General features: G+C 67.8%; 24 protein-coding genes. 11 read left to right on the top strand and 13 right to left on the bottom strand.

The features are described 5' to 3' along the window. Positions 1–29: 29 nt before the first annotated feature. The gene (locus tag P1K32_RS10225; RefSeq protein ID WP_276249632.1) at positions 30–935 is read right to left on the bottom strand and encodes a DMT family transporter; all 906 of its coding nucleotides are present in this window, start codon (positions 933–935) and stop codon (positions 30–32) included. A gap of 57 nt (positions 936–992) precedes the next feature. Next, a complete protein-coding gene (gene twy1, locus P1K32_RS10220; RefSeq protein ID WP_276249631.1) occupies positions 993–1,976 on the bottom strand; it encodes a 4-demethylwyosine synthase TYW1 in 984 nt (327 codons plus the stop codon). 90 nt (positions 1,977–2,066) lie between these two features. Here twy1 and P1K32_RS10215 point away from each other — a divergent pair, with 90 nt between their 5' ends. From P1K32_RS10215 to P1K32_RS10200, 4 genes are all read left to right on the top strand, one after another. Further along, a complete protein-coding gene (locus P1K32_RS10215; RefSeq protein WP_276249630.1) occupies positions 2,067–3,134 on the top strand; it encodes a PstS family phosphate ABC transporter substrate-binding protein in 1,068 nt (355 codons plus the stop codon). Positions 3,135–3,230: 96 nt separating this feature from the next. Continuing rightward, a complete protein-coding gene (locus tag P1K32_RS10210) occupies positions 3,231–3,614 on the top strand; it encodes a NifU family protein (RefSeq protein ID WP_276249629.1) in 384 nt (127 codons plus the stop codon). A gap of 107 nt (positions 3,615–3,721) precedes the next feature. Next, the gene (locus tag P1K32_RS10205; protein WP_276249628.1) at positions 3,722–5,224 is read left to right on the top strand and encodes a sulfatase; all 1,503 of its coding nucleotides are present in this window, start codon (positions 3,722–3,724) and stop codon (positions 5,222–5,224) included. A gap of 1 nt (position 5,225) precedes the next feature. Beyond that, positions 5,226–6,251 carry a lysylphosphatidylglycerol synthase transmembrane domain-containing protein gene (locus P1K32_RS10200; protein WP_276249627.1) on the top strand — a complete coding sequence of 342 codons (1,026 nt, stop codon included), beginning with the start codon at positions 5,226–5,228 and terminating at the stop codon, positions 6,249–6,251. 655 nt (positions 6,252–6,906) lie between these two features. Here the strand turns inward: P1K32_RS10200 and P1K32_RS10195 are convergent. Further along, positions 6,907–8,022, bottom strand: coding sequence for a GNAT family N-acetyltransferase (locus tag P1K32_RS10195; protein WP_276249626.1), 1,116 nt, complete (start codon positions 8,020–8,022; stop codon positions 6,907–6,909). Then, the gene (locus tag P1K32_RS10190) at positions 8,012–8,236 is read right to left on the bottom strand and encodes a hypothetical protein (RefSeq protein WP_276249625.1); all 225 of its coding nucleotides are present in this window, start codon (positions 8,234–8,236) and stop codon (positions 8,012–8,014) included. Before P1K32_RS10190 ends, P1K32_RS10195 begins: the two co-directional genes overlap by 11 nt. A gap of 126 nt (positions 8,237–8,362) precedes the next feature. Between P1K32_RS10190 and P1K32_RS10185 the strand changes: the two genes are divergently transcribed. After that, the gene (locus tag P1K32_RS10185; protein ID WP_276249624.1) at positions 8,363–9,241 is read left to right on the top strand and encodes a beta-keto acid cleavage family enzyme; all 879 of its coding nucleotides are present in this window, start codon (positions 8,363–8,365) and stop codon (positions 9,239–9,241) included. Between the two features lie 3 nt (positions 9,242–9,244). Here P1K32_RS10185 and P1K32_RS10180 read toward each other — a convergent pair whose 3' ends face one another. Next, positions 9,245–10,132: a ketopantoate reductase family protein gene (locus tag P1K32_RS10180; RefSeq protein ID WP_276249623.1), complete on the bottom strand. Its 888-nt coding sequence runs from the start codon at positions 10,130–10,132 to the stop codon at positions 9,245–9,247. An 86-nt stretch (positions 10,133–10,218) separates the two neighbouring features. Between P1K32_RS10180 and P1K32_RS10175 the strand changes: the two genes are divergently transcribed. Beyond that, the gene (locus tag P1K32_RS10175; RefSeq protein WP_276249622.1) at positions 10,219–10,674 is read left to right on the top strand and encodes a hypothetical protein; all 456 of its coding nucleotides are present in this window, start codon (positions 10,219–10,221) and stop codon (positions 10,672–10,674) included. A gap of 146 nt (positions 10,675–10,820) precedes the next feature. Here the strand turns inward: P1K32_RS10175 and P1K32_RS10170 are convergent, their stop codons facing one another. Genes P1K32_RS10170 through P1K32_RS10160 form a run of 3 tightly spaced genes read right to left on the bottom strand, consistent with a single transcriptional unit; the run spans position 10,821 to position 13,645 of the window. Then, positions 10,821–11,126, bottom strand: coding sequence for a DUF7130 family rubredoxin-like protein (locus P1K32_RS10170; protein WP_276249621.1), 306 nt, complete (start codon positions 11,124–11,126; stop codon positions 10,821–10,823). Between the two features lie 34 nt (positions 11,127–11,160). Continuing rightward, positions 11,161–12,357 carry a homoserine O-acetyltransferase MetX gene (gene metX / locus P1K32_RS10165; protein WP_276249620.1) on the bottom strand — a complete coding sequence of 399 codons (1,197 nt, stop codon included), beginning with the start codon at positions 12,355–12,357 and terminating at the stop codon, positions 11,161–11,163. A gap of 1 nt (position 12,358) precedes the next feature. After that, positions 12,359–13,645, bottom strand: coding sequence for an O-acetylhomoserine aminocarboxypropyltransferase/cysteine synthase family protein (locus tag P1K32_RS10160; RefSeq protein WP_276249619.1), 1,287 nt, complete (start codon positions 13,643–13,645; stop codon positions 12,359–12,361). A 123-nt stretch (positions 13,646–13,768) separates the two neighbouring features. Between P1K32_RS10160 and P1K32_RS10155 the strand changes: the two genes are divergently transcribed. Further along, positions 13,769–14,530, top strand: coding sequence for a GIDE domain-containing protein (locus tag P1K32_RS10155; RefSeq protein ID WP_276249618.1), 762 nt, complete (start codon positions 13,769–13,771; stop codon positions 14,528–14,530). Between the two features lie 51 nt (positions 14,531–14,581). Continuing rightward, the gene (locus P1K32_RS10150; protein ID WP_276249617.1) at positions 14,582–15,535 is read left to right on the top strand and encodes an AAA family ATPase; all 954 of its coding nucleotides are present in this window, start codon (positions 14,582–14,584) and stop codon (positions 15,533–15,535) included. 122 nt (positions 15,536–15,657) lie between these two features. On the opposite strand, the gene P1K32_RS10145 is transcribed toward P1K32_RS10150, so the two are convergent. From P1K32_RS10145 to P1K32_RS10125, 5 genes are all read right to left on the bottom strand, one after another. After that, positions 15,658–17,124, bottom strand: a complete 1,467-nt coding sequence (locus P1K32_RS10145) for a DUF7519 family protein (RefSeq protein WP_276249616.1) — start codon at positions 17,122–17,124, stop codon at positions 15,658–15,660. Between the two features lie 2 nt (positions 17,125–17,126). Then, entirely contained in the window at positions 17,127–18,479 is a 1,353-nt protein-coding gene (locus tag P1K32_RS10140; protein ID WP_276249615.1) for a DUF58 domain-containing protein, read from the bottom strand. After that, positions 18,479–19,081 carry a DUF7269 family protein gene (locus P1K32_RS10135; protein ID WP_276249614.1) on the bottom strand — a complete coding sequence of 201 codons (603 nt, stop codon included), beginning with the start codon at positions 19,079–19,081 and terminating at the stop codon, positions 18,479–18,481. The genes P1K32_RS10140 and P1K32_RS10135 overlap by 1 nt, the downstream gene beginning before the upstream one ends. After that, entirely contained in the window at positions 19,078–19,329 is a 252-nt protein-coding gene (locus P1K32_RS10130) for a hypothetical protein (RefSeq protein ID WP_276249613.1), read from the bottom strand. The genes P1K32_RS10135 and P1K32_RS10130 overlap by 4 nt, the downstream gene beginning before the upstream one ends. 196 nt (positions 19,330–19,525) lie before the next feature. Further along, positions 19,526–21,382, bottom strand: coding sequence for a hypothetical protein (locus P1K32_RS10125; RefSeq protein WP_276249612.1), 1,857 nt, complete (start codon positions 21,380–21,382; stop codon positions 19,526–19,528). Positions 21,383–21,537: 155 nt separating this feature from the next. Here P1K32_RS10125 and P1K32_RS10120 point away from each other — a divergent pair, with 155 nt between their 5' ends. From P1K32_RS10120 to P1K32_RS10110, 3 genes are read left to right on the top strand one after another with little or no spacing between them, the layout of a single operon-like run. Beyond that, a complete protein-coding gene (locus tag P1K32_RS10120) occupies positions 21,538–21,813 on the top strand; it encodes a DUF7967 family protein (protein ID WP_276249611.1) in 276 nt (91 codons plus the stop codon). 52 nt (positions 21,814–21,865) lie between these two features. Beyond that, positions 21,866–22,789, top strand: coding sequence for an ABC transporter ATP-binding protein (locus P1K32_RS10115; RefSeq protein WP_276249610.1), 924 nt, complete (start codon positions 21,866–21,868; stop codon positions 22,787–22,789). Next, complete coding sequence (locus P1K32_RS10110; protein ID WP_276249609.1) at positions 22,786–24,006, top strand: ABC transporter permease; 1,221 nt, start codon at positions 22,786–22,788, stop codon at positions 24,004–24,006. Before P1K32_RS10115 ends, P1K32_RS10110 begins: the two co-directional genes overlap by 4 nt.

Genomic DNA, 24,006 nt, shown 5'->3' with positions numbered 1-24,006 from the left:
TCGTCACACAATTGGAAAGCGAGACGTCGTCACCGCCGCGCGTCGACGAGAAGCTCGCCGATGGCTCGGCGTTTCAGGAGGACGAAGCCGGCCAAGACGAGCAGAAAGCCGGCGACAGTTGGGAGTGTGATGGACTCGCCCAGCACCGCGATGCCGACAACGGTCGCGACGACTGGCACGAGATAGGCGACCAGCGAGGTCTCCAGTGCCCCGCGGACCTCAAGCAGCGTGTAGTAGATGAGGAAGGCCACCGCTGTCGCGAAGACGCCGAGATAGGCGACGGCGGCCCAGCCGGGGACTGTGGCGGGGAGCCCGAACGGCTCGCCGAGGGCGTAGCTGAGCCCGAAGAGGATGACGCCGCCGACGGCCATCGACCACCCCGAGAGCGCGGCCCGGTCCAGCGTGGGGCCGGCCCGCTGGATGATGACCCCGCCCAGCGCGACGCTCGCGGCCTGGCCGAGGATGAGCAGGCGACCGACCACGTCACTGCCCAGCAGGTTCGCCGGGTCCGGGCGGACGATGAGGCCGACGCCGACGAAACCGAGCAGGATACCGACCGCCCCGACGGCCGAGACGCGCTCCTCGGGGAGCAAGGCGAGCGCCCACAGCGAGGTCAACACTGGCACCAGACTCTGCATGATGGCCGCCAGACCGCTCGGGACGGTCTGCTGGCCGAGAAAGAGGAGCGCGTTGCCCGCGACCAGAAAGACGCCGCCGCCGACGATGGCGTCGACGTCGGGCCGGCCCGACGGGCGCCACTCGGTCCGGCGTACCAGGGCCACGCCCAGCAGGAGGACGGCCGCGATAGCGTACCGGAAGGCCGCAAAGAGCACCGGCGCAAGCGTTCGCAGACCGATTTCGATGGCCAGGAAGGACAGGCCCCACAGCGTCGCCAGCAGGGCGAACAGACCGACGGTGTACAGCCGGCGGGACACACGTTCGTTCAGAAGTGGCGACGGGTATACTCAGCGGTTCGGTCTGCGGGTTCTGCGTCAGTACTCCACGAGCGGGTCCGACGCCCAGAACTCGCTGTCCTTGTTCAGCTTGGGGACCCAGGTATCGTCGTCACGAGCAAGCATCGCCACGCGGGACGGTTCGACCTCCTTGATGGTATCGTGGTCGGGCAGGAATTCCCGCATCGCCTCTGTGAAGTCGAGAATCTCCTCGTGGCTGGGCATCGACTCGCGGTCGAGTCGGCCCCGCGAGTGGCCCACGTGCATGTACGCCTTCAGCTCGACGAAGTCGGCGTCGGCCCGGTCACACATCGCCGCGTACCACGCGGGGTGGTGCATATTCTCCTCGCGTACGAGCGTCGACCGGATGACGGTGCGGGTGTCGTCTTTTTCCGCGAGGACGTCGAGCGTGTCGATGAGGCTGTCCCAGGCGTCGTCCTCGACGGCCTTCACCGTCGAATCGAACGTCTTCCGGTCTGGGGCGTCGACGGAGACGTACAGCTGGGTGGGGTCACACCGTTCTAGCATCTCCGGGTGGGTGCCGTTCGAGACCAGGAAAGTGGTGATATCGCGGTCGTGGAACTCCTCGATGAGTTCCGGTAGATAGGGATACAGCGTCGGTTCGCCGTCCAGCGAGATGGCGACGTGCCGGGGCTCCATCGCCTGCTCGAACACCTCGCGGGGCACCTCCTCGTTACCGCCAAAGCCCGACAGCAGCTTGCGCTGGAGCTCGACGCTCGCGTCGGCGACGGCGGTGGGGTCGTCCCACTCGACGTCGCCCAGTTCGTAGGCGTGGCCGGCGTGGTCCCGCCAGCAGAACACGCAGCGCTCGTTGCATTTGACCACGGGCGTCATCTGGATGCAGCGATGGGACTCGATGCCGTAGAATGCGTACTTGTAACACTTCCCCTCCCCGCGAAGGGCGTTGGCCGTCCAGCCGCAGGTCTGGGCAGCCGTGTGGTTCTGGCTGTGGTAGTCGGGGTCCGAGACCTGCTTCGGACCGCCCGAGTCGCTGTCGCTCATTACTGGAAGCGTTTCGCGCCGCGCTGTAAGGGGTTTTCGTCCGGGCCCAGTAGCGGACGACTTTTTATCGTGTAGTGTGTGTGAGCAGATATGCCGAACCGACGCGAGTATCTCGGCGCTCTCGCGACCGGGCTGTCGGTCGCGGTGGGTGGCTGTCTCGGCGACAGTGACGATGGCCAGACGACGGACGACGAACCGGACGACACGGCGACAGGCGAGCCGACGGAGACGCCCGACGAGACCGAGACTGGCGAGCCGACGGAGACGCCCGACGGGACGGACGAGTCCAAGGAGACGCCGCTGGAGGGGACGATAGATATCACCGGGAGCAGTACGGTCTACCCCCTCGCAGATGCGGTGGCCGAGGTGTTCATCCAGCAGCACCCTGACGTCGCAATTTCTGTGGCCCAAACGGGTACCGGCGGCGGGTTCCGCAACCACTTCTGTACGGGCGAGGCCGATTTTAACAACGCATCGCGACCCATAACCGCCGAGGAGGAACAGCTGTGTGCCGACAGCGGCGTCGAGTCCCACGAGCTCAGGCTCGGCGTCGACGCGGTGACAGTCCTCGTCAACACCGACAACGACTGGGTCGACTGCATGACGACCGACGAGCTTCGGGAGATATGGCGTGCGGACGGCGCGACCACGTGGTCGGACGTCGACAGCGACTGGCCCGACGAGCAAATCAATCGATACGGGCCCGCCGAGACCTCCGGCACCTTCGACTACCTCGAAGCGAGAGTGCTCGGTGACGACGCGAGCCACACGAGCGACTACGAGCCGACCGAGCAGGACACCACCATCGTACAGGCTGTCGAACAGGACGAGTACGGTATCGGCTACGTCGGCTTCGCGTACTACCGAGCGAACAGCGACCGCGTGAAAGCCGTCGGGCTCGACGACGGCAGTGGCTGTGTCGAACCGACCCTCGACACTGCCGACGGCGGCGAATACCCGCTCGCACGGCCGCTGTTCACCTACGTCAGCACGGACCGACTCGGCGAGGCCCACGTCACCGAGTTCGCCCGCTTCTTCGTCGAGCAGAGCGCGGACGAGGAGCTGGTCGCCGACCAGGTCGGCTACGTCCCCAACACGGAAGCGCGGATGCAGGAGGAACTGGACGCGCTGAACGCCGCAATCGACGACGCGCAGTGAGCGGCGACGTTCGAGCGCGCAAACTGTCACGAACGTCCACGCGAAACCACGCCAGTCCAAAGGTCTAAGCCTCCCCGGCCCCCACATCCAGCCACTATGAGCACCGAGACCGGAGCCGACGACGAGAACGACCTGCGCGAGCGAATCACGAACTTCCTGCGCCGGAACTTCCCGCAGATTCAGATGCACGGCGGGAGCGCCGCCATCGAGAACATCGACCGCGAAGAGGGCAGCGTCACCATCCGCCTGGGCGGTGCGTGTTCGGGCTGTGGCATCTCCCCGATGACCATCCAGGCTATCAAGACCCGCATGACCAAGGAGATCCCCGAGATCGACGAGGTCGTCGCACGCACCGGAATGGAGGGCGGCGAGGGGATGGCCGGCGGCGCCGACGGCGGCATGACGCCGTCCTTCGGCGGCGGCGACTCCCGCGGCGGCGACGTCGGCGGCGACGACGAGGGTCCGGAAGCGCCGTTCTAGAGCGTTCGCTCGGTCTGACACGCCATCTATCGCCCCGGCTGTCCGAGCGGGCAACCCATCGGATGCAACCACACTGTATTAACCCGATCGGCGAATTCTGATACTGTATGACTGATACGGACGGGGAAAACGTCCTCTTCGTCGTCCTGGACACGGTCCGGAAGGACCGTCTGACCGTCTACGACGAGACCCGCGAGACGACCCCGCACCTCGCCGAGTTCGCCGACGAGGCCGCCGTCTACGAGGGGGCCGTCGCGCCGGCCCCGTGGACGCTGCCGGTCCACGCCTCGATGTTCACCGGCCTGTATCCCAGCGAGCACGAGGCCACCCAGGAGGACCCCTATCTGGCGGGCGCGACCACGCTCGCCGAGTCGCTCTCGGCGGCGGGCTATGCCACCGCCTGTTACTCCTCGAACGCCTGGATTACGAGCTACACGAACCTGACCGCGGGCTTTGACGACCACGACAACTTCTTCCAGATAATGCCCAGCGAGCTGCTCTCCGGCCCGCTGGCGAGTCTCTGGCAGACGATGAACGACAACGACACGCTGCGGAGCGTCGCCGACCGGATGGTCCAGGTCGGGAACAAGATACACGAACACCTCGCCGAGGGCGGCGGCGGTGACACGAAGACGCCACAGGTCATCGACAAGACCATCGACTTCATCGACGAGAGCGATGACTTCTTCGCGTTCATCAACCTGATGGACGCACACCTCCCCTACCACCCGCCCGAGGAGTACGCCGAACGGTTCGCCCCCGGCGTCGACTCGACAGAGGTGTGCCAGAACTCAAAGGAGTTCAACTGCGGCGCCCGCGACATCGACGACGAGGAGTGGGACGACATCAAGGGCCTCTACGACGCCGAACTCGCCCACATCGACGACCAGCTCGACCGTCTCTTTTCGCACCTGAAAGAGACGGGCCAGTGGGAGGACACCACCGTCGTCGTAGTGGCAGACCACGGCGAACTCTTCGGCGAACACGAGCTGTACGGCCACGAGTTCGGTATCTACGACCCGCTGGTCAACGTCCCGCTCATGGTCAAACACCCCGACATCGAGCCGGGCCGGGACGAGGAGACGACCGTCGAGCTGGTCGACCTCTATCACACGATTCTGGACGCGGCGGGCGCCGAGGGGCGAGGCGTCTCACTGGAGTCGCCCCGCTCGCTGCTGTCGGCCGACTACCGCGAGTTCGCAGAGGAACTGGGCGGGGTCCCCCGGGGCGAGGTCGGCTTCGTCGAGTACCACCAGCCCGTCGTCGAGTTGCGCCAGCTGGAGGGGAAAGCAAGCGGGGCCGGTATCGAACTGGACGAGCAGTCCCGCTTTTACTCCCGGATGGGCGCCGCCCGGACCGTCGAGGAGAAGTACATCCACTGCACGCGCATCCCCGACGAGGCCTATCACGTGGGGACCGACCCCGACGAGACGGCGAATCTCGCGGGAACCGACGACGAGCCCGACCAGTTGAAGCGGGCCCTGTTCGAGTTCGTCGACTCGGTCGGTGCGACCTGGCCCGACGAGGCCGACGGGGCCGACGGCGACGTGCTTTCCGAGATGGACGACGAGACGAAGGACCGACTGCAGGACCTGGGCTACATCGACTGACGTGAGCTCGGACAGCGCGACCCTCGACTTTCTGGACCGCAAGACCGTCGCTCAGATACTGCTGGGCTTCCTGGTCGCGGGCGGGGTCATCGCGTTGCTGGTCGACTTCGTCGGGACCGAGGGGGTCCTCTCGGGCCTCCGCCGGGCCGACCTGGGCTGGCTGGCGCTGGCCTGTCTCTCGACGGCAATCTGTCTCACCGCGTGGGGGAAAGCCTGGCAGATAGTGCTTGGCGTCGCCGGTATCGAGGAGTCCTTCTCGAAGCTCGTGGTGACCTACTACGCCGCCACCTTCGCCAACTACGTCACGCCGCTTGGCCAGGCCGGCGGCGAGCCCTTCATCGCCTACGTCCTCTCCCGTGACACGGAGGCCAGCTACCAGGACAGCCTCGCCAGCGTCGTCACCGCCGACCTCCTGAACCTCTTTCCGTTCGTCACCTTCTCCGGGGTCGGCTTCGCGGCGCTGCTGTACGGGAGCGAGCTCCCAGAAGCCATCGAACCACTGGCCGGCGGGCTGGTCGTCCTCTCGGTCGGCGTCCCGCTGCTTACCGCCGTCGGGTGGCGCTTTCGCGACCAGCTCCGGCGCGCCGTCCTCCGGCTCTCGGCGCCGCTCGTCGACCACCTGCCCGTGGTCAGCCTCGACGGGCTCCGGAGCCGCATCCACGAGACCGAAGCCGCGTTCGAGCGCATCGCCCGGGACCGCCGGGCGCTCGCGAAGGCCCTCAGCGTCTCCTATGTCGGCTGGGTCTTCTTCGCCCTGCCGCTGTACTTCTCGGCGCAGGCCATCGGCGCCGAGCTCCCGCTCGTGCTCGTCTTCTTCATCGTTCCTGCCTCGACGCTGGCGGGGCTGGTCCCCTCGCCCGGCGGCTCCGGCGCCGTCGAGACCGCACTCGTCGTGCTGGTCGTCGCGCTGTCTGCCATCGGACAGACCGACGCCGCCGTCATCGCGATTCTGTATCGCGTAGCGAGCTACCTGTTCGCGCTCCTGCTGGGTGGCGGCGCGGCGCTCTACGTGCTGAAACGGAACTAGGAACGGTGGCTAACTGTGTGACAGCCGACTCCGTAATGACCGCTAACAGCCAGAAAGCCCCGCCAGCAATGGCCGCCAACGCCGATGCTAACAGCCAGAAAGCCCCGCCAGCAATGGCCGCCAACGCCGATGCTAACAGCCAGAAAGCCCCGCCAGCAATGGCCGCCAACGCCGATGCTAACAGCCAGAAAGCCCCGCCAGCAATGGCCGCCAACGCCGATGCTAACAGCCAGAAAGCCCCGCCAGCAATGGCCGCCAACGCCGATGCTAACAGCCAGAAAGCCCCCGAGCGCTCGGCTACTGCGACTCGCTGTGCTCCTCGTCACTCACTGCGTTCGTTCCTGCGGTGCTTACTTCGTCTCGAACGCCGAGCGCTCGGCCCCTTTCAGTCCCGCCCAGCCGGCTGACCAACCGGTATGGGTGGGACTGAAAGGGGCGGCTGGCTAGACGAAGGCGGCCGACGCAAGGCGCGAGGCGCTACGCGCCTCGGCACGTGATAACGGGCCTTCGGCCCGTGAGCAGACACCGCAGGCCGAAGGCCGAGGAGCACAGCGAGGCCCCCGAGTCTAGCCAGCCGGGGCTTTCTGGCTGTCACGAAAAGCTACTCCAGCAGCGTCGGTAGTCACGACGACACGAAAATCAAAATCCACGTTTCCTAGGCGGTGTTGTGTTCGACGAAGGTGGGCCGCCAGTTGTCCATCTCGCGGATATCCCGGCCCGCGACGCGCCAGCTGCCCTCGGGGGGAATCGGCGAGACGACCAGCCGCGTGGGCGTGGCCATCGGGGCGAAGGGAAGCCGCTGGTCGCTGTGAAATCCAAGCGCCGTCAGGAGGTCGTGAGGGACAGTGGTTCCCCGAACTGCGACGACGTCCGAGTCGGCGTGGTCGGCGACGAGCCGGTCGAAGACGGCGGGGAGCGCCCGGTCGCGTTCGGGTCCGCCAACCAGCGGGAGGACGTCGGCGACGTTGGTGACGGTGTGGCCCTCCTTCTGTCCGGTGCCGGTGACGACGCCGGCGACGGGCCGGTCCCCGAGCGTGGCGGTGTAGGCGGTGTACTCCCAGTTCGGATTGCCAAACCGGTACTCGAAGAACTGCTCGTCGCGGTAAGCGTGGATTTCCGACGGCGGGCGGCGCCGGTAGAGCCCCGAAAGCGTCGCGGCCGGCGTCTCGGTGTGTCGGGTGACGCTCACTTCGGCGGGCGGGTCGAAGTGCCGGTCGCGAGCGGCGAGATAGGCACTGGCTGCGGAGGCAGTCGCCGTCTCGACGAGCCGGCCGTCAAGGCTGGCATAGGCCGCGGGGTTCTGGATGCGGTAATAGGTGGTGTGTTCGCCGGCGATGTCACAGCCCAGTTTCTCCAGGCCCGCCGTCGTCATCGGGTTGGGGTTGTTGAACGTGAAGGCGGGCTGGGCGTCGACGTAGTCGGCAAAGAGGCGCTCGCTCATTCGGCTGAACAGGCCCTGGCGGCGGTGGTCCTCGTGGACCATCGTATCACAGGACTGCAGGGCCGTGTGGTAGGTGTCACCGGCACGCATCTGGAAGGCGAGGTTCGGTCGCGCGCCGACGATGTCGCCGTCGTGTTCGGTGACGACGATGGGCGTCTCCGGGAGATACGGGTTCTCGAGGAACTTCCAGTCGAACCACGCGTCGGAGCCGTCCGGGAAGGTCTCCCGATGGAGCGACATAAAGTCCGCCTTGTCCCCCTCGCAGAACCAGCGAATCTCGTAGTCGTCACCGCTCGACTGCGAGGTGGTCGTCGCCGTCTCAGTCCGCATCCTGTAGCTCCAGGCCGGGGACGAGCTGGTCGGCGTCTAAGTGGTGGCGCTGGAACACCGCACAGTCTGCTTCGTGGTCGAACTCGTGGCGGTCGTTACAGAGGTCGGCCTCCATCGGCGAGACGAACGACTCCTGTATCTGACAGTACGGACGGTCGTGGTCGAACTCCTTCTCGCCGTCGGCGTCTCGGTAGTCCAGATACGGACAGGTCATCGTCGTGAACGGTGCCCGGCAGCCGGCTTGGTTATTGAGAGGTTTCCGGGGATACGTGCCGCGTACCCCCGCCGGCGGGGCGATAGCTGTATCATACCCAAGTGGCGACAACCGTGAGTCGCAGTAGTGCCATACGACGACTACCACCGGCAAAAGAAGGTCATCATCACGGTGGCCACCACCGGCGCGATCCACGGTAAAGACGTGAACCCCAACCTCCCGGAACAGCCCGAGGAGATCGCCCAGCAGGTGGCTGCCTGCGAGGAGGTCGGTGCGTCAATCGCGCACGTTCACGGGCGCAACGAGCACGGCGAGAACGACGCCAGCCGATTGCAGGAGGTGAACGACGCGATTCGGGATGCGTGTGACGACATCATCATCCAGAACACCACCGGCGGGCAGGCCAAGTACGACAGCCGCATCGCGGGCATTCGAACGGACCCGCCGCCAGAGATGGCCTCACTGGATATGGGGCCGTTCAAACGGGACAAACACATCATCACGAACCACACTCGCAACAACATCGAGCGCCTGGCCGTCGAGATGCAGGCGAAAGGCATCAAACCCGAGATGGAGGTGTTCAACTCCGGCCAGCTGGCGGAGGTCCGCCGGCTCATCGACGAGGGGCTGGTAGAGGAGCCGCCCTACATCAACCTCATCTTCGGCGGCTCGTTCACCCCGGCGAACCCCCGGAACCTCCAGACGATGGTGGACAACATCCCGGACGGCGCGGAGTTCAACGTCCTCGCGGTCGGCCCCCACCAGCTCCCGCTGACGACGATGGCGGTCCTGCTCGGCGGCCACGTCCGGGTGGGCATGGAGGACAACCTCTACTACCGGCGCGGCGAGAAAGCCCAGAGCAACCAGCAGCTTGTCGCACGCACCGCCGAGATTATCGAGCGCCTGGACCGGGACATCGCCACGCCGGACGAGGCCCGCGAGATGCTCGGGATGGCACAGAAGCCTGTCGAGACGGCCGCCGACGGCGGGCAGGACGCAAACTGACTCTCATTGGGCGTCTCTGCTGGCCGCCCACGTCCGGACCAGCCGCGTCAGCGTCTCGTTGACCGGGGCCGGCCCGTCAGCCTGGGCCAGGATGTAGCCGTTAATGGCCTCAATTTCCGTCCGCCGGCCGGCCGCGACGTCCACAAGCATCGAGGAGCGGTTCGCGGCGGTGTCACGCACGACCTGCCGGGTCAGGGAAACGGCCCGCTCCTCGGGCAGGTCGACGCCCTGCTCGCGGGCGACGCGGGCCGTCTCGCGGGCGGCGTCGGCAGCGAGGGCCCCACCGGCTCCCTCGGTGAGCGCGCCGTTCTCGACGCGAGCCAGCGCCGTCGTCGCGTTGACCGCGGCGTTGACGGCCAGTTTCTCCCAGAGGCGTGTTGGCATATCTGTCGCGACGGTGGTATCGACGCCGGCGTCGGCAAACGCGGTGCCGACCCGCTGTGCCACCGCCGACTCGCCGCCCTCGCGAGCGCCCAGGACGACCTCGCCGCGGCCGGTGAATTCGACGGTGCCAGGCTCGTCGAACCGCGCGCCGTAGGTGCAGGTGCCCGCGAGCACCGGACACGAGCATGCGTCGGCTAGTGTCTCCTCGTTGCCCATCCCGTTCTGGACCGAGAGACACGCCCCGAGGTCGCAGTCGGCGAGCTGGGCGGCCACGCTGTCGGTGTCGTAGCTCTTGACCGCCACGACGGCGAGGTCGGCGCTCGGCGGAGGGGCGTTCCGGGCCGTCGGCGAGACGTGGAACGCCTCAACCCCGGTCACCGAGAGCCCCTCGCTCGCGACCCGCCCCATGTGGGGGTCCCGACCGACCAGCGTCACGTCGTGCTCGCGGGCCAGCAGCCCGCCGAGCAGGCTGCCGAGGCTGCCCGCGCCGACGACGGCGATGTGCATACGCGGGTTGTGGCGACGGCCGTACAAAAGCGTTCGACGGTGTGAGAGACCAGAACCGACAACACCACCTCGCCCAAAGGGCCGGTATGGACCCCGAATCGGTGGCGTGGCCGTCGACCGAACCCAGCTACCGGCTCCGCCCGCCGGCGACCGACGAGGCCGGGGCGCTCGACGCCCTCGCGGCCGTTCTCGACGCGTCGCCGCGGCGCGCCGAACGGGTGTCACTCCGGCTCGCTATCGGCCGCCGGGTCGACCTGCTGGGGCCCAAGCGAGAGGCCCTGGAGGCGGTGTCGGGCCACACCGACGTGACCGTCGCCGACGACCACACCGTGGGCACGGCGCCGCTCACCGAGGCGACCTTTGCCGACCTCGCCGAACTGTTCGGAGACCTGGACCGCGCAATCGTGTTCGACCCCGACGGGGTCGCTATCGCCGACTGGCGGGACGGCGTCCTGCGGTTCGCGCTGCCGGAGGCCGCTGTCGAGGCGGTTCGCGACGGCGTCGACGCGGCCGTCGCCGACCGAATCCAGCGCGCCGACTGATTCGCTGCTCGCCGACGCAGCGGCTCGCTGTGTGAATCAATCCTCACGAAGACGAGTTCGCTACTCGCGGATGGGCCCGCTCGCGTGCGAACTAGTCTTCGGTCGGAAGAGTTCGCTGTTCGCCGACGAGCCGGCTCACGTGCGAACTAGTCCTCGGTCCAGTAGTAGATATCCTCCTTCGGCGCGCCACAGTCGGGACAGGCCTCGGGGATGTCATCGTCGATGTCGCCCATGGCGCCACACTCCCAGCAGCGCCACATCAGTTCGGCCTCGCCGGCCGCACCCGTGGTGCGGTGGTCGTCTGTCAGCGACTGGATTCCCTCCTCGACGCTGACGTAGAAGCCGTGCTGGTCGAACCCGCGGATGGTCCCGAGTTCCTCCCCGTCCTCGTCGTAGACGGTCATCCCGAACGCGAGGCCCTCCTCGTCGGCGCTGGCGAACATATCAACCATATGTATTTATAGATGTGCCGAGGTATGATAAAGACTAGCTCGAAAAGAGGCTGTTGTGGACCGGCGCGAAGTCAGATGGCTCCTCGTCGGACTCCTCCGTATCGGAGATAGCGCTCCCGTCGAGGCCGACCTCGAGGAAGTCGGCGAGTGGCGGCCCGACGTTGTCGGGCTCGACGAGGAAGGCGTCGTGGCCGTAATCAGAGTCGACGACGTGGTGGGCGACCGGCGTGTCGGTGGCCCGCAGGGCGTCGGCGAGTGCTTCGGACTGTTCGCTGGTGAAGTGCCAGTCGCCGGTAAACGACATCACCAGCGCCGCGCCGTCGAAGGCCGCCAGCGCGTCGGCGTCACCCTCGAAGCCGCTCGCGAGGTCGTAGTTGTCCATCGCCCGCGTGAGATAGAGGTAGCTGTTGGCGTCGAAGCGCTCGACGAACTTCGAGGCGTTGTAATCCAGGTAGGACTCCACGTCCCGGTACGGGAAGAAGCGCCCGGCGGGGTCCGTGGGGAAGGCCCGCTCGGCCTCGCGGGTGGCGGCCCGGCGACCGAACCGCCGCTCCATGCTCGACTTCGAGAAGTACATCACGTGGCCGAGCTGCCGGGCGAGCGCGAGTCCCTGGTCGGGATGTGGCCCGTCGTAGTAGTGGCCGCCCTGCCAGTTCTCGTCGGTGGTGATGGCCCGGCGGGCGATGCCATCGAGCGCGAGACACTGCGGGTCCAGACGGCCCGCGGCGGCGATAGGCACTATCTTCTCGACGTGGTCCGGGTGGCGCTTGGCCCACTCCAGGACGTTCATCCCGCCGACGCTGCCGCCGACGACGGCATACAGGGCGGGCACGCCCAGCTCGTCAAGCACCCGACGCTGGGCTTCCGTCCAGTCGGCGACCGTGACCGGCGGGAAGTCGGGACCGTAAGGTTCGCCGGTCTCCGGGTTCGTGCTCGACGGGCCGCTGGAGCCGTAACAGGAGCCGGGGACGTTCACGCAGACGACGAAGTACTCCGTCGTGTCGATGGCCTTCCCCGGCCCGACGATGTCGTCCCACCAGGCGTAGGCCTGGTCGCCCTCCTCGAAGCGGCCCCGCGAGGCGACGTGGGCGCTCCCGGTCAGGGCGTGACAGACGAGGACAGCGTTGTCGCCCGTGAAGTCGCCGTAGGTCTCGTAGGCCAGTTCCAGGTCGTCGATGGTCTCGCCGCACTGGAACTCGAACTCGCCGACGGAGACGGTGTTCGAATCCATCTCAGCTCACCCCCGCGATAGCCGCGTCGATGTCGGCGACGACGTCCTCGGGGTCCTCGATGCCGACGCTCATCCGGACGAGGTCGGGGCTGACGCCGCTTGCCCGCTGTTCGTCCTCTGAGAGCTGTGCGTGGGTGGTGCTTGCGGGATGGATGACCAGGGTCTTCGCGTCGCCAATGTTCGCGAGGAACTGCGCGAGGTCGGTCTCCTCGCAGAAGTCCTTGCTGGCCTCGAAGCCGCCCTCGAGGCCGAAGGTGACGACGCCACCGAACCCGCCCTCGAGGTATTCGGTCGCGAGCTCGTGGGTCTCGTGGGACTCCAGACCGGGGTAGGTGACCCACGAAACCTCGGGATGGTCCGCGAGGTGTTCGGCCACGGTCAGCGCGTTCGAGCAGTGTCGCTCCATCCGCAAGGAGAGAGTCTCGGTACCCTGCAAGGTCGCCCAGGCGTCGAACGGTTTCTGGCCGTCACCGAGCGCGCGCAGGCCGCGCTGGCGGGCGGCCACGGCGAAGGCCCGCTCGCCGAAGCGCTCGGAAAAGTCGAAGCCCCAGGCGGGGTTCTCCCCGCCAATCTCCGGGTACTTCTCCGGGTAGTCGCCCCAGGGGAACGAGCCGCCGTCGGCGAGCACGCCGCCGACGGTCGTGCCCGACCCGTGAATCCACTTGGTCGTCGACTCCCAGACGATGTCGGCGCCGTGTTCGAGCGGGCGACAGAGCGCCGGCGTCCCGAAGGTGTTGTCGACGAAGAAGGGGACGCCGTGGTCGTGGGCCACGTCGGCGATTTCCTCCAGCGGTGGCACGACCAGCGAGGGGTTCCCGATGGTCTCGCAGTGGACGTAGGCGGTGTCGTCGTCGATGGCGTCAGCGTACGCACTGGGGTCGAGGGTGTCGACGAAGCGAGTCTCAACGGCGCGCTGGCTGGCGGTGTTGGCGAGATAGGAGTGGGTGCCACCGTAGATGGAGGAGGCCGAGACCACGTTGTCGCCCGCGCTCGCGAGGACGGTCGTCGCGGCGTCCAGGGCGGCCATCCCGGAGCCGGTCGCGACAGCGTCGACGGCCCCCTCCAGCGACGCCAGCCGTTTCTCCAGCATCCGCACCGTCGGGTTGTCGAATCGGGAGTAGACGTTGCCGTCGTCCGTCAGGGCATAGCGGTCGGCGGCGGTTTCGGCGTCGTCGAAAACGTACGAAGAAGTCTGATATATCGGCGGGGCTCGGGCCCCTGTGGCCGGGTCCGGCTCCTCCTGGCCGGCGTGGACACAGCGAGTCCCGAATCCGTAGTGGTCAGTCATGTGTGCTGTGCATATATCTCTACACATCTATAACCACGAGTTACGGCAAAACTCTCCCCGATGCGTGTGGAGTGGTGACATTCCACCGAAATTTCCATATATGCCACCGGTGAGGCGACAGGTATGGAAATGGCAACGATAGCGGGTATCGCCGGGCTCGCCGTCGCCGGGCTGCTGGGTGTCCCAGTGCTAGTCGGGGGAGTCCTCCAGCTCAAGGACGCACTGGACGTCCACAGGACCGAGTGGCAAGACGTCGTCAATCTCGGCGGGACCTACGGGAAAGTCGATGCACGGGTAGCCGAAGCCGACCAGACCGTCACCGCGCCGTTCAGCGGTCGCGAGTGTTTAGCTGTCGAGACAGCGATAGAGCGGTATCAGGTCAAATCGGGCTCCAACCATGGTCGGAATGTGGATAAAAAGGAGTGGCTGGACGACCACGCCGTCACGTCGGCCGTCCCGTTTGACCTCGTGGATGCGACCGGCAGCGTCAGGGTCGAGCCGACCGGCGCTGACTGGTCCCTGGAGAACGACTACGAACACCTGGTAGAGGAAGGCGTCGCGCCGACTGGTCCACACGCCGAGTTCGTCGCCCAGGAGGAGGTGTACCTCATGGACGACGAGGGCATAAGCGAAGCTCACGAACTCAAATTCGTCGAGCGTCGCCTCGAACCGGACGACGAGATAACAGTCTTCGGCCCACTCGACGACAGCGGGCTGGAAAGACGGATACACGCCGAGGACGGGTGGTTCACCGGCAAGCTCTTCTCGATTGCCGACCGTCGCGACGACCTCACAGTGACGGTTGGAGCCGGCATAATTACGCTGCTGTTCGGGCTCGTCTTCACGGCCGGGGGCCTCTGGTTCGCCCGTCTCGGATTCCTCTGAGGCGAGGCCGACAGCGGCAGGATATTTCATGGACGGGTCCCATTGACAGATATGGACCACACCGCCGTGGGGGAGACGTGCGACCGCATCCTCGACACCGTCGGCGACGCCGTCATCGCCGACGACCGGTTTCTGGAGACCGTACTGACTGGCATCCTGGCCCGTGGCCACGTCCTGCTTGAAGACGTCCCCGGGACGGGGAAGACACTCACCGCCCAGTCGTTCGCGACCGCGCTGGACCTATCCTTCAACCGCATCCAGTTCACCCCGGACCTTCTCCCGGGCGATATCACCGGGTCGAACGTCTTCGACGAGTCGACCGGGACCTTCGAGTTCCAGCCCGGTCCCGTCTTTGCCAACGTCGTGCTGGCCGACGAAATCAATCGGGCGCCGCCCAAGACCCAGGCCGCGCTGCTGGAGGCGATGGGCGAGGGACAGGTCACCGTCGACGGCGACACCCACGACCTCCCCGAGCCCTTCTTCGTCATCGCCACGCAGAACCCGGTCGAGCAGGAGGGGACCTTCGGGCTGCCCGAAGCCCAGCGGGACCGTTTCATCGTCAAGACCGAGATGGGCTATCCCGACTTCTCGGGCGAGCGCGAACTGCTCGAACGCCGGGCCGGCCGCACGGCACAGGCGCCCTCGGTCTCGTCGGTAATCGACGGCGAACAAGTCACCCAGCTCCAGGCAGCCGTCGAGCGCGTCACCGTCGATGGGAAGCTGCTCGACTACATCGTCGAACTGGCTCGGGCCACCCGCGAGGACGACCGCGTCAGCGTCGGCGTCTCGCCCCGTGGTATCCAGCGGCTCTTCGAGGTGACCCGCGCCGCCGCCGTCCTGGAGCGCCGGGAGTACGCGGTCCCCGACGACGTCAAACGCGTCGTCGAGCCAGTCTTTGCCCACCGCATCGTGCTGACGGCCGACGCGAGTGTGCGGGGGGTCGACCAGTCACAGGTCGTCGCGGACGTCCTCGACAGCGTCGAGGTGCCGGCCGTCACCGCCTGAGACAGCTCACCGCAGTGCGACGGCGAGGACGATGGCCGCAAACAGCGCGACCAGCAGGGTGGCGTAGCCGGTTCCGGGTGCCGGCGTCAGGGCACCCGTAGAGACCTCGAGGACCACGAGCGTCAGCGCGCGCCCACGCCCCCGACGGCGACCGTCCCGCCCGCGTGGGTCAGTTCTGTCCGGCGCGTCTCGGCGACGGGCCCCACCTCGCGTCGCAGCGTCCGCCCGAAGGTGCCGGCGTCCCAGACCACCACCGCGCCGACCAGGCCGACGAGAACGAGCCACGTCGAGACGTCCATCGTCGCCGCGAAAACGCTCGCACCGAACAGGCCCGCAGCGCCGACGTGGACGCCGGGGTTGCGCTCGTCGAGGTAGTGGGTCACCAGCGCGAGCCAGAGACAGCCGATCGCAGTGCCCGTGACACTGAGCAGGAGGAGTCCCGCCACCAGCAAGACGATGTCGGCGCCGTAGTTCCCGACCAGCGGCGTCACGAACCGGGTGACGCCGGCGGCGACCGGGGCGGGCGCGGCCGACTGGACCGTCTCCAGGAGGGCATCGAGGAGCGGCGTGGCCACGAGGAAAAGCCCGACGGCCAGCAGGCTCCCACCGACGTAGGGCGCGAGCACCGTCGCCAGCCGGTCGGCCGAACTCCGGGCGGCCCGCTGGACCAGCCACACCGCCAGGCGCACAACGATACTGGCGACGAGCACTGTCCAGAGGGCCTGTCGAACGCCGGGGCTACCGGTGAGACTGACCGTCAGGTCGTAGAGCCCCGCCGGGAGTGTGTCGGCGATGACAGTCTGTCCCCGCCCGGTTTCGACACCCAGCGCGAGGAGTCCCAGGGCGACCGCGGCGACGCTCGCGATGCCCAGCGCCCGGCTGCCCGACTCGACGGCACCGGCCAGGTCGACGTCGTCGGTCGTCTCCGCGAGCAGCTCCGTCAGCGGCAACGACATCGCCGCCCGCTCGAAGGCGATAGTGACGACGGCGAGGAACAGACAGAACACGGCGATATGTGTCCGTCCCGGGGTCGGCGCGAACAGCGGGTCGACGACCGGCGCGAGGAGCGCGCCAACGGGCGTCCCCGAACCGTCGCCGCCCGAAGAGAGTCTGACGAGACCCGACGCGAAGGACACCCCGGCGGCCACGGATAGTGGCACCATCGTCCGGCCCGCGAGCCCGACGGCGGCGAGCGCCCGGTCGCGGTCGTAGACGCCCCACGGCGCGGTTGCTGCTCCAAAGGCGGAAACCAGCCCGCCGAGGGCGACGAGCGCTGCCGCGGCGACGCCGGGGCCGGTCTGGCCCCCGCCGATGGCGACAGCAACTGCGCCTCCGGACACCGCCAGCAACCCGACGGCAGTCGGCGCCACGAGCAGGCTCGCGAGCAGGCGCCCGACGGCGGTCCACCGCTCCCAGCCGGCCAGCCACAGCGAGCCGGCGAGTGCCAGCCCGGTCGCCGCGACGACCGGCAGCAATCGGCCAAGCCCCGTGTTCAGGAACAGGAGCGCAGGGAGCACGGCGGAGAGACCGACGACGACCGCACGGCTGGTCGGGGGCAGTCCCGCCTCGTCCGTGGGTGCGTCGTCCATGGTCAGACACTGAATAGGTCCGCAAACGAGGCCCGCAGCGCCACGTCGATGGGGCTGTCGAGGTCCCAGTCGACGGCGGTCGCGCCGGCCAGTTCCGCCCGGCGGAGCCGGGCCGCCCGGTCGAGGGCGAACAGCGACGTGCCGACGGTGTCACGGCGTGCGATATCCGGCGAGACCAACGTCGTCGGGTAGTCACGCCGGGAGAACGCCTCGACACAGTCGGTCGCCCAGTCGTCCGCGAGCGGCGAGAAGACGGCGACCTGGGCCGTCGCCGGGAGCCGAGCGAGCACCGCCTGCAGGGCCTCGTCCCCGACGCCGCCGTCGGTCTTCAGCGCGCTCGACTGCTGGATGGGGTCCTCGGGTTCGGGCGTCGCGGTCGCCGCCCGGGCCGCGGCGGCCCCGACGCCGTCGAACAGCTGTGCGACCCGCGCGGCCGTGTGGTCGTCGGTGTCGTCGACCCAGGCCAGCCCGTCGGGCCCGAGTCCGCCGGGGACGTCCTCGTCGCTGAGTCCGACTGCCGCGACGCTGACGACGACGTTCGCGGCCGAGAGCGCGTCGAAGAGCCGCTCGGCGGCGTAGGCCGACAGCTCCGCCCCCGTCGGATAGCCCGGCTCGGGGGTCAGGCGGGCGGCCGGCCTGGCGTCGACAATCAAGACGGTTCGCACCGCCTGCTCCTCGCGGTAGTCGATGGTCGTCAGCTCGCCCGTCTTGGCGTAGCGGCGCCAGTCCAGCCGGTTGACGGGGTCGCCGTGCTGGTAACTGCGCGTCGAGTGGAACTCGATGCCGTCCCCGCCGCTGTCCGTCGGCAGTGTGCCCGCCCGCGGGAGCGTGGCGTCGGTCAGGGGCACCTCTGAGACCGTGTTGGCACAGGTGAGCGTCCCGTCGCCGTCGGCCGCGAGTTCGACGGTGGCCTCGTCGCTGGCCGAGAGCGTCCGGATCCGGACCGCCGTCGGGCCGAACGTGTAGCTCCCCCGCTTTGCCATCACCGAGTACGCCACCGTCTCGCGCTCGCCCGCGGGCAGTGAGATACAGGCCCGCGGGGCGCCGTCGACGACCGCCAGTTCCTCGGGCACGCCGTCGATGAGGCGCACGTCCGTCAGCGCCGCCGGCCCGGTGTTCTCGACGGTAAGTTCCACCGACACCGGCTCTCCGGGCGTGGGCTCGCCGTCGACGACAGTACGGGAGACCGACAGGGCGGCGTCGGGCGGGACCCGCGAGAGCGAGCCGTAGACGATGTACGAGAGCGGGACGACGACCGCCGCCAGCAACAGGGTGTTCCCCCACAGGAACCCCACGCTGACGAGAGTCAGCGCCGCGGCGACGCCGCCGCGCCAGCGGTGGACGCGCCGTCCCATCAGGGCGCCTCCCGGCGGAGGTCGTCGATGGCGCTGACCGTCCGTTTCACCCGTCGCTCGCGCTCGCTCTCCGGGTCCAGCCAGAGCCGCAGCCGGGCCACCAGCGGCTGCGCTCGCTCGGGCGAAAGCAGCGCCGCCGCGACAGTGTCGTCGGTCCACTCGCCGGCGGCGACGGCCCGGTCGGCCCGCTCGCGGGGAATCTCAGCCGCTAACGCGTAGGTCGTCACCGCGGTGGCCCGCAGCCGGTCGACCAGCGCGTCCATCGCTCCGGGCGCGTCGGCGACGGCCGACTCGTAGCGCTCGTCCAGGCCGGCGCCGGAAAGCGGCGTCTCCTCGGCGGTGACCGACTCCGGCGGCGTCTCGACGGCGCTGTCGAAGGCGGTCGTCCGCCGCCCGCCGTGGCCGAGGTGCCACGCGGTCAGGAGCCCGACGACGCCGACCAGCGCACCGACCCAGAGCGGGTCCACCAGCTCCGTCACCTGCCGAAGCGTCGGGAGCAGTCCGCCCAGGGCGTCCGGCGCGAACACGAGCGCGCCGGCGACGACGGTACCCGAAACGCCGACCAGCCCGAACAACAGCAGCTTGAGCCGACGGAGATTCACGCGGCGTCACCCCCGCCCTCGTCCGCGCCGGGCTCGACGCTGCGCTCGATGACTTCGATGGCCCGTTCGACGGCTGCGACGTGGTCGCCCGGGTCGTACTGCCCGTACTCGACGGCGCGGTAGGCCTCCTGAGTGCCCCGACGGCCTCGGGCGGCAGGTCGTCCGCTTCGACGGCGTGGGCGGCGATTTCGCCCGGCGTCGCGGTGTCGGTCCGGCGCAACGAGACGTGCTCGACGAGGCGCCCCCACGCGGCGCGGACGGTGGTCCGGTCATCGGCAGGGTCGGTCTCGTCGGTACGCGGGTCGGCGTTCCGGGCGGCGGTCGCCGCCGCGTCGGCAGAGGCCCTCGCCGCCGCGACCTTCGCCACCGCCCAGGCCCGAAGCGCCGCCCACAGCTCCGCGGGCGTCCGCCGGCGGGCGACGAACGCCCGCAGCGCCGCGACGGTCAGAAGGATGCGGGCGCGAAGACGCCCGAGTGCGCCATCAAGGGCGGCGGCCAGCCACAGCAGGCCGTTGACGGCGAGCTGGGTCGCCCGTCGGAGCCACCCCGCGACGGTGGCCCGGGAGACCCCCGGCGCCGGAGGAGATACCCCGCGCCGACAGCGAGCGCGAGCGCGCCCACGAGGACGCCGGCGAGGTTGACGAAGAGACCGCCGACGACAGCCTCGCCGACCTGGCCGTACTGCCGGACGGTGACGGTTGCGCTCCCCGCGAACGGGAGCGTCAGGCGCGCGGTGCCGTTGCCGTCCGTCTCGCCGACCGCCTCGCCGTCCAGTACGACTGTCGCGTTCGGGACCGGCTCGCCGCCGGCGGTGACGGTCACAGCGAGGCCGCTGCCCGGCAGCGCGAGCGGGAGCGTCGGCTCGGTCTCGACGACGAGCCCGTCGAGTGTCACCGTCCGCGTCCCGTTGACGGCGTCACGCGAGACGCCGATTGTGTAGTTCCCCGGCTCCGCCGGCAACGGAACGGTCGCGGTGCCGCTGCCGTCGGTCGTGCCGACCCGTTCGCCGTCGACGGTCACCGCCGCCGACCGCACTGGGACGCCGTCGACGGTCGCGGTCAGCGTGACGTTTTGCCCGGTGCGGACAGGACCCGAGAGCGACACGGAGACGTTGGTGTTCACGGCGAAGCTCTCGTTTGACGCCTGCGCTGGGGGCGGACCCGAAACCGAAAACAGCCGGTCACCGCGGGACCGCGGCGGCGCCGACAGCGACTGCTGGGCCTCCGACTCGAGCGTGATGTCCAGCTGGTCTTCGTAGGGGACCCGCCCGACGACGGTGCCCACCTCGTCCGTCGTGCCGATCGAGTCGCCGTTGAACGACACCTGTACATCGGCCGCCGGGTCCCCGTCACGAGTCACCGTGACCTCGACCACGGCCCCGGCCGTCGCCGAGCGGTTCAGCGTGACGTCGTAGCTGTCGGCCCGTGTGTCGTTTACCGTCTCGTCGTCCGACTCGTCGTCGGTGTCGCCGTCGTTCGTCTCGTCGTCAGTCTCTCCATCGCCCGTCCCGTCACCGTCACCCGTTCCGTCACCGTCACCCGTTCCGTCACCGTCACCCGTCCCGTCACCGTCACCAGTCTCTCCATCACCCGTCCCGTCACCGTCACCAGTCTCTCCATCACCCGTCCCGTCACCGTCACCCGTTCCGTCACCCGTTCCGTCACCGTCACCCGTCCCGTCACCATCACCAGTCTCTCCATCACCCGTCCCGTCACCGTCACCCGTTCCGTCACCGTCACCCGTTCCGTCACCGTCACCCGTCCCGCCACCGTCACCCGTCTGGTTGCCGGTGTCTCCGTCACCCGTCTGGTTCACAGCCTCGCTACCACCCTCATCGCCGGTGTCCTCGCTGCTGTTCGTCTGGCCGCCGGGCTCACCGACGGTCTGGTTTCCGGTTGCATCACCACTCGCCTCTCGACTGGTGTCGCCATCGCCAGTCCGGTTCCCGACCTCGCCACCGCTTGCCTGTCCCTCGGTTCCGTTCCCGGCGGCGTCGTCCAGCGACCCGGTCGGCGTGGCCCCGGAGCGCTGACTGGACCGCTCCAACTGTTCGCCGGGCGTCAGACGCCCGTCACCGGGCGTCACGTTCCCCTCGCCGGATCCTGATCCGGACCCAGCCCCGTCAGACGATCCGCCAAAGGGCACGCTCTCGGAGCCGACCGACTCGACCCCACCGGCAAGCGACAGCGTGGGCAACGCCGCCGCCGCAAACACCACCGCGAGAATACAGACGAGAGCGAGACCCGCTCGGAGGGGTTCTCGCTCGGGAGAAACGTCGTCGAAAGGGTCAATACCTGACATACAGATGACGGACAGTCTCGCCTGAACCTGACCTATCCAGGCTAATAAACCTACGGACAGAATCGGCAGCTGTAGGGCAGATTCGACGTCCGACAGCCCGCTCTCGGTGTCCCGTACCGCAAACCCCTTTCGACCGCCGGGGCTACTGCTCACTCATGACCGAGTCCGAAGCGACGGTCCGATGCTGGCTGGTCGAGCGGTCGAGTTTCGGCGACGAGCGGATGGTGACGCTCGTCTACGCGACGACCGACGGCGAGCGACAGCTCACCAAGCAGCTGTCGACGAACCTCCTGATGCGGACCGCGGTAACGGCCGCGAAGGACGTCGAGCCCGAGCGCCTGACGCCGGTCGAGGAGCCGGAGACCCGCGAGCGCTACGCGACGGAGGCCGAGCGGATGGCAGAGACGCACGACCCCAATGATGAAGTGTGATAGTGGCGAGTAATATGAAAGACTATACCTGAGGGTGGTGCAACCGTCGCATATGACCGCCATCGAACTGAACGGCCTCCGCAAGGAGTACGCCGACGTCGTCGCCCTGGACGGCGTCGACCTCACCGTCGAGGAAGGTGAGGTCTTCGGCTTTCTCGGTCCGAACGGCGCCGGGAAGTCCACCACAATCAACATCCTCCTCGATTTCGTCCGCCCGACGGCCGGGTCTGCGAAAGTGCTCGGGCGCGATGCGCAGGAGGAGTCTGCGGACATCGGGGAGCGAATCGGCGTCCTCCCCGAGGGCTACGACGTCTACGAGCGACTGAGTGCCCGCGAACATCTGGAGTTCGTCATCGAGGCGAAAAACGCCGACAACGACCCCGAAGAACTGCTCGAGCGCGTCGGTCTCGAAGACGCCATCGACCGGCGGGCTGGCGGCTACTCCAAGGGGATGAAACAGCGTCTCGTCCTCGCGATGGCCCTGGTCGGCGAACCCGACCTCCTCATCCTCGACGAGCCCACGACCGGGCTCGACCCGAACGGCGCCCGGGAGATGCGCGAGCTCATCCGGGAGGAGAGCGAGCGGGGGGCGACCATCTTCTTCTCCTCGCACATCCTCAGCCAGGTCGACGCCGTCTGTGACACCGTCGGTATCCTCCAGGACGGCCGGCTCATCGCGAAAGACTCCATCGAGGGGCTCCGAGACGCCGTCCAGGGCGGTATGACACTGTGGGTCACGCTCGCGGACCCCGCCGGCGACGTGAGTACCGTCGAGGACACCGTCGAGGGCATCGACGGCGCTCACGTGACCGAGACCGACGGGTCGCGGGTCGCAATCGGCTGTAAAAGCACACAGAAGATGGATATCCTCAACGCATTGAACGACGCGGGCGTCGACGTGGAGAACTTCGAGACCGAGGACCAGTCCCTCGAAGAGCTGTTTACCGCCTACACCGAGCAGGAGGTCAAAGCATGAGCGGCAGTGACGAGACCAGCCCCGCCGGCAAGCAGCTCCAGCAGGCCGACAGAGCGCTGCACGACCGGTTCAACTGGTACCCAGTCGCCAAGAAGGACTTCAAGGACGCACTCCGGTCGAAAGGACTCTGGGTACTGGCAGCGATATTCACCGTCCTCTTCGTAGCGCCCATCGCTGTCCGACTCTACTTCGAGGGTATCGGGCCGTCGCCACCGGACGGTGGACTGAGCACCCGATTCGTCATCGAAGGAATCTATCTCGACCTCGTGACGGTCGTCTTGCCCATAGTGACGATCTTCGTCGGCGTCGCGGCTATCACCAAGGAGAAAACCAGCGGGTCGCTGAAGCTGCTCCTCTCGCTCCCGTTCTCGCGTCGGTCCGTCATCATCGGGAAAGTCGTCGGCCGGGGCGCGGTCGTCGCCGTCCCGTTCCTCATCGCAGCGTCGATCACAGCACTCTTCATGATACTCTCGGACCTGAGCCTCAATCTCGAGATGTACACGATGTTCGTGCTCTTCTCGCTGCTTTTCGTGGTGGTGATGGTCGCCATCGCTGTCAGCATCTCCGGGGCCGTCTCGACGACGCTCCGGTCGATTATCGTGAACGCAATCTTCTACGTCTACGTCACCTTCGGCTGGAACTCCTTTGCCAACGGAGTGGGCAAGTTCCTCTACAACGACGTCGGCCTCTCCCGGTCCCTGCGGTGGAACACCGTGCTGTTCCTCAAGATGGCCTCGCCCACCCAGGCGTACAAGACGCTGGTAAACAGCATGCTGGCGAGCTTCTCCGATGACGTCCAGCCGCGCCTCCAGCAGTTCGCGGAGCAGTGGGATCTGTCCCTGAGTCAGCTGGGACCACAGCAGTACTCGCGCTACAACCTGTTCGACACCCAGGGCTCGCTCTTTTCAGCCGGGCTCCCGGACGAAGACAAGCGCGTGCTCTGTGAGAGCGTCTCCGGGGGTACCTACGAGAACGCGACAGTCGCGGCCAACAACCAGACCAACACCGTGACCGTCACGACTTCAGAGCAGACACAGACCTTCCAGAACGTGGGAAACATCACCGCCAACGAGACGCAGGCCCAGGCGTTCTGTACCGCTGGCGGCGGCGACCTCCCGTTTTACTTCTCTGACCCCGCCGTGGTACTGTTCATGCTGGGATGGATCGCTCTCGCTGCCGGCCTGAGCTACTACACGTTCGACCTGGTCGACCTGTAG

Origin of the sequence: Haloarcula rara, assembly GCF_029338235.1 — an archaeon.
GTDB classification, from domain to species: domain Archaea; phylum Halobacteriota; class Halobacteria; order Halobacteriales; family Haloarculaceae; genus Haloarcula; species Haloarcula rara.
The sequence above is the reverse complement of the archived record's forward strand: the minus strand, read 5'-3'. Positions and strand labels throughout refer to the sequence as shown.

Coding starts and splice junctions, on each gene's coding strand:
- P1K32_RS10210 (WP_276249629.1), top strand. CDS start 3,231: ATGAGCACCGAGACCGGAGCCGACGACGAGAACGACCTGCGCGAGCGA.
- P1K32_RS10180 (WP_276249623.1), bottom strand. CDS start 10,132: ATGCACATCGCCGTCGTCGGCGCGGGCAGCCTCGGCAGCCTGCTCGGC.
- P1K32_RS10205 (WP_276249628.1), top strand. CDS start 3,722: ATGACTGATACGGACGGGGAAAACGTCCTCTTCGTCGTCCTGGACACG.
- P1K32_RS10115 (WP_276249610.1), top strand. CDS start 21,866: ATGACCGCCATCGAACTGAACGGCCTCCGCAAGGAGTACGCCGACGTC.
- P1K32_RS10150 (WP_276249617.1), top strand. CDS start 14,582: ATGGACCACACCGCCGTGGGGGAGACGTGCGACCGCATCCTCGACACC.
- P1K32_RS10190 (WP_276249625.1), bottom strand. CDS start 8,236: ATGACCTGTCCGTATCTGGACTACCGAGACGCCGACGGCGAGAAGGAG.
- twy1 (WP_276249631.1), bottom strand. CDS start 1,976: ATGAGCGACAGCGACTCGGGCGGTCCGAAGCAGGTCTCGGACCCCGAC.
- P1K32_RS10155 (WP_276249618.1), top strand. CDS start 13,769: ATGGAAATGGCAACGATAGCGGGTATCGCCGGGCTCGCCGTCGCCGGG.
- metX (WP_276249620.1), bottom strand. CDS start 12,357: ATGGATTCGAACACCGTCTCCGTCGGCGAGTTCGAGTTCCAGTGCGGC.
- P1K32_RS10175 (WP_276249622.1), top strand. CDS start 10,219: ATGGACCCCGAATCGGTGGCGTGGCCGTCGACCGAACCCAGCTACCGG.
- P1K32_RS10110 (WP_276249609.1), top strand. CDS start 22,786: ATGAGCGGCAGTGACGAGACCAGCCCCGCCGGCAAGCAGCTCCAGCAG.
- P1K32_RS10170 (WP_276249621.1), bottom strand. CDS start 11,126: ATGGTTGATATGTTCGCCAGCGCCGACGAGGAGGGCCTCGCGTTCGGG.
- P1K32_RS10120 (WP_276249611.1), top strand. CDS start 21,538: ATGACCGAGTCCGAAGCGACGGTCCGATGCTGGCTGGTCGAGCGGTCG.
- P1K32_RS10125 (WP_276249612.1), bottom strand. CDS start 21,382: ATGTCAGGTATTGACCCTTTCGACGACGTTTCTCCCGAGCGAGAACCC.
- P1K32_RS10140 (WP_276249615.1), bottom strand. CDS start 18,479: ATGGGACGGCGCGTCCACCGCTGGCGCGGCGGCGTCGCCGCGGCGCTG.
- P1K32_RS10195 (WP_276249626.1), bottom strand. CDS start 8,022: ATGCGGACTGAGACGGCGACGACCACCTCGCAGTCGAGCGGTGACGAC.
- P1K32_RS10160 (WP_276249619.1), bottom strand. CDS start 13,645: ATGACTGACCACTACGGATTCGGGACTCGCTGTGTCCACGCCGGCCAG.
- P1K32_RS10145 (WP_276249616.1), bottom strand. CDS start 17,124: ATGGACGACGCACCCACGGACGAGGCGGGACTGCCCCCGACCAGCCGT.
- P1K32_RS10215 (WP_276249630.1), top strand. CDS start 2,067: ATGCCGAACCGACGCGAGTATCTCGGCGCTCTCGCGACCGGGCTGTCG.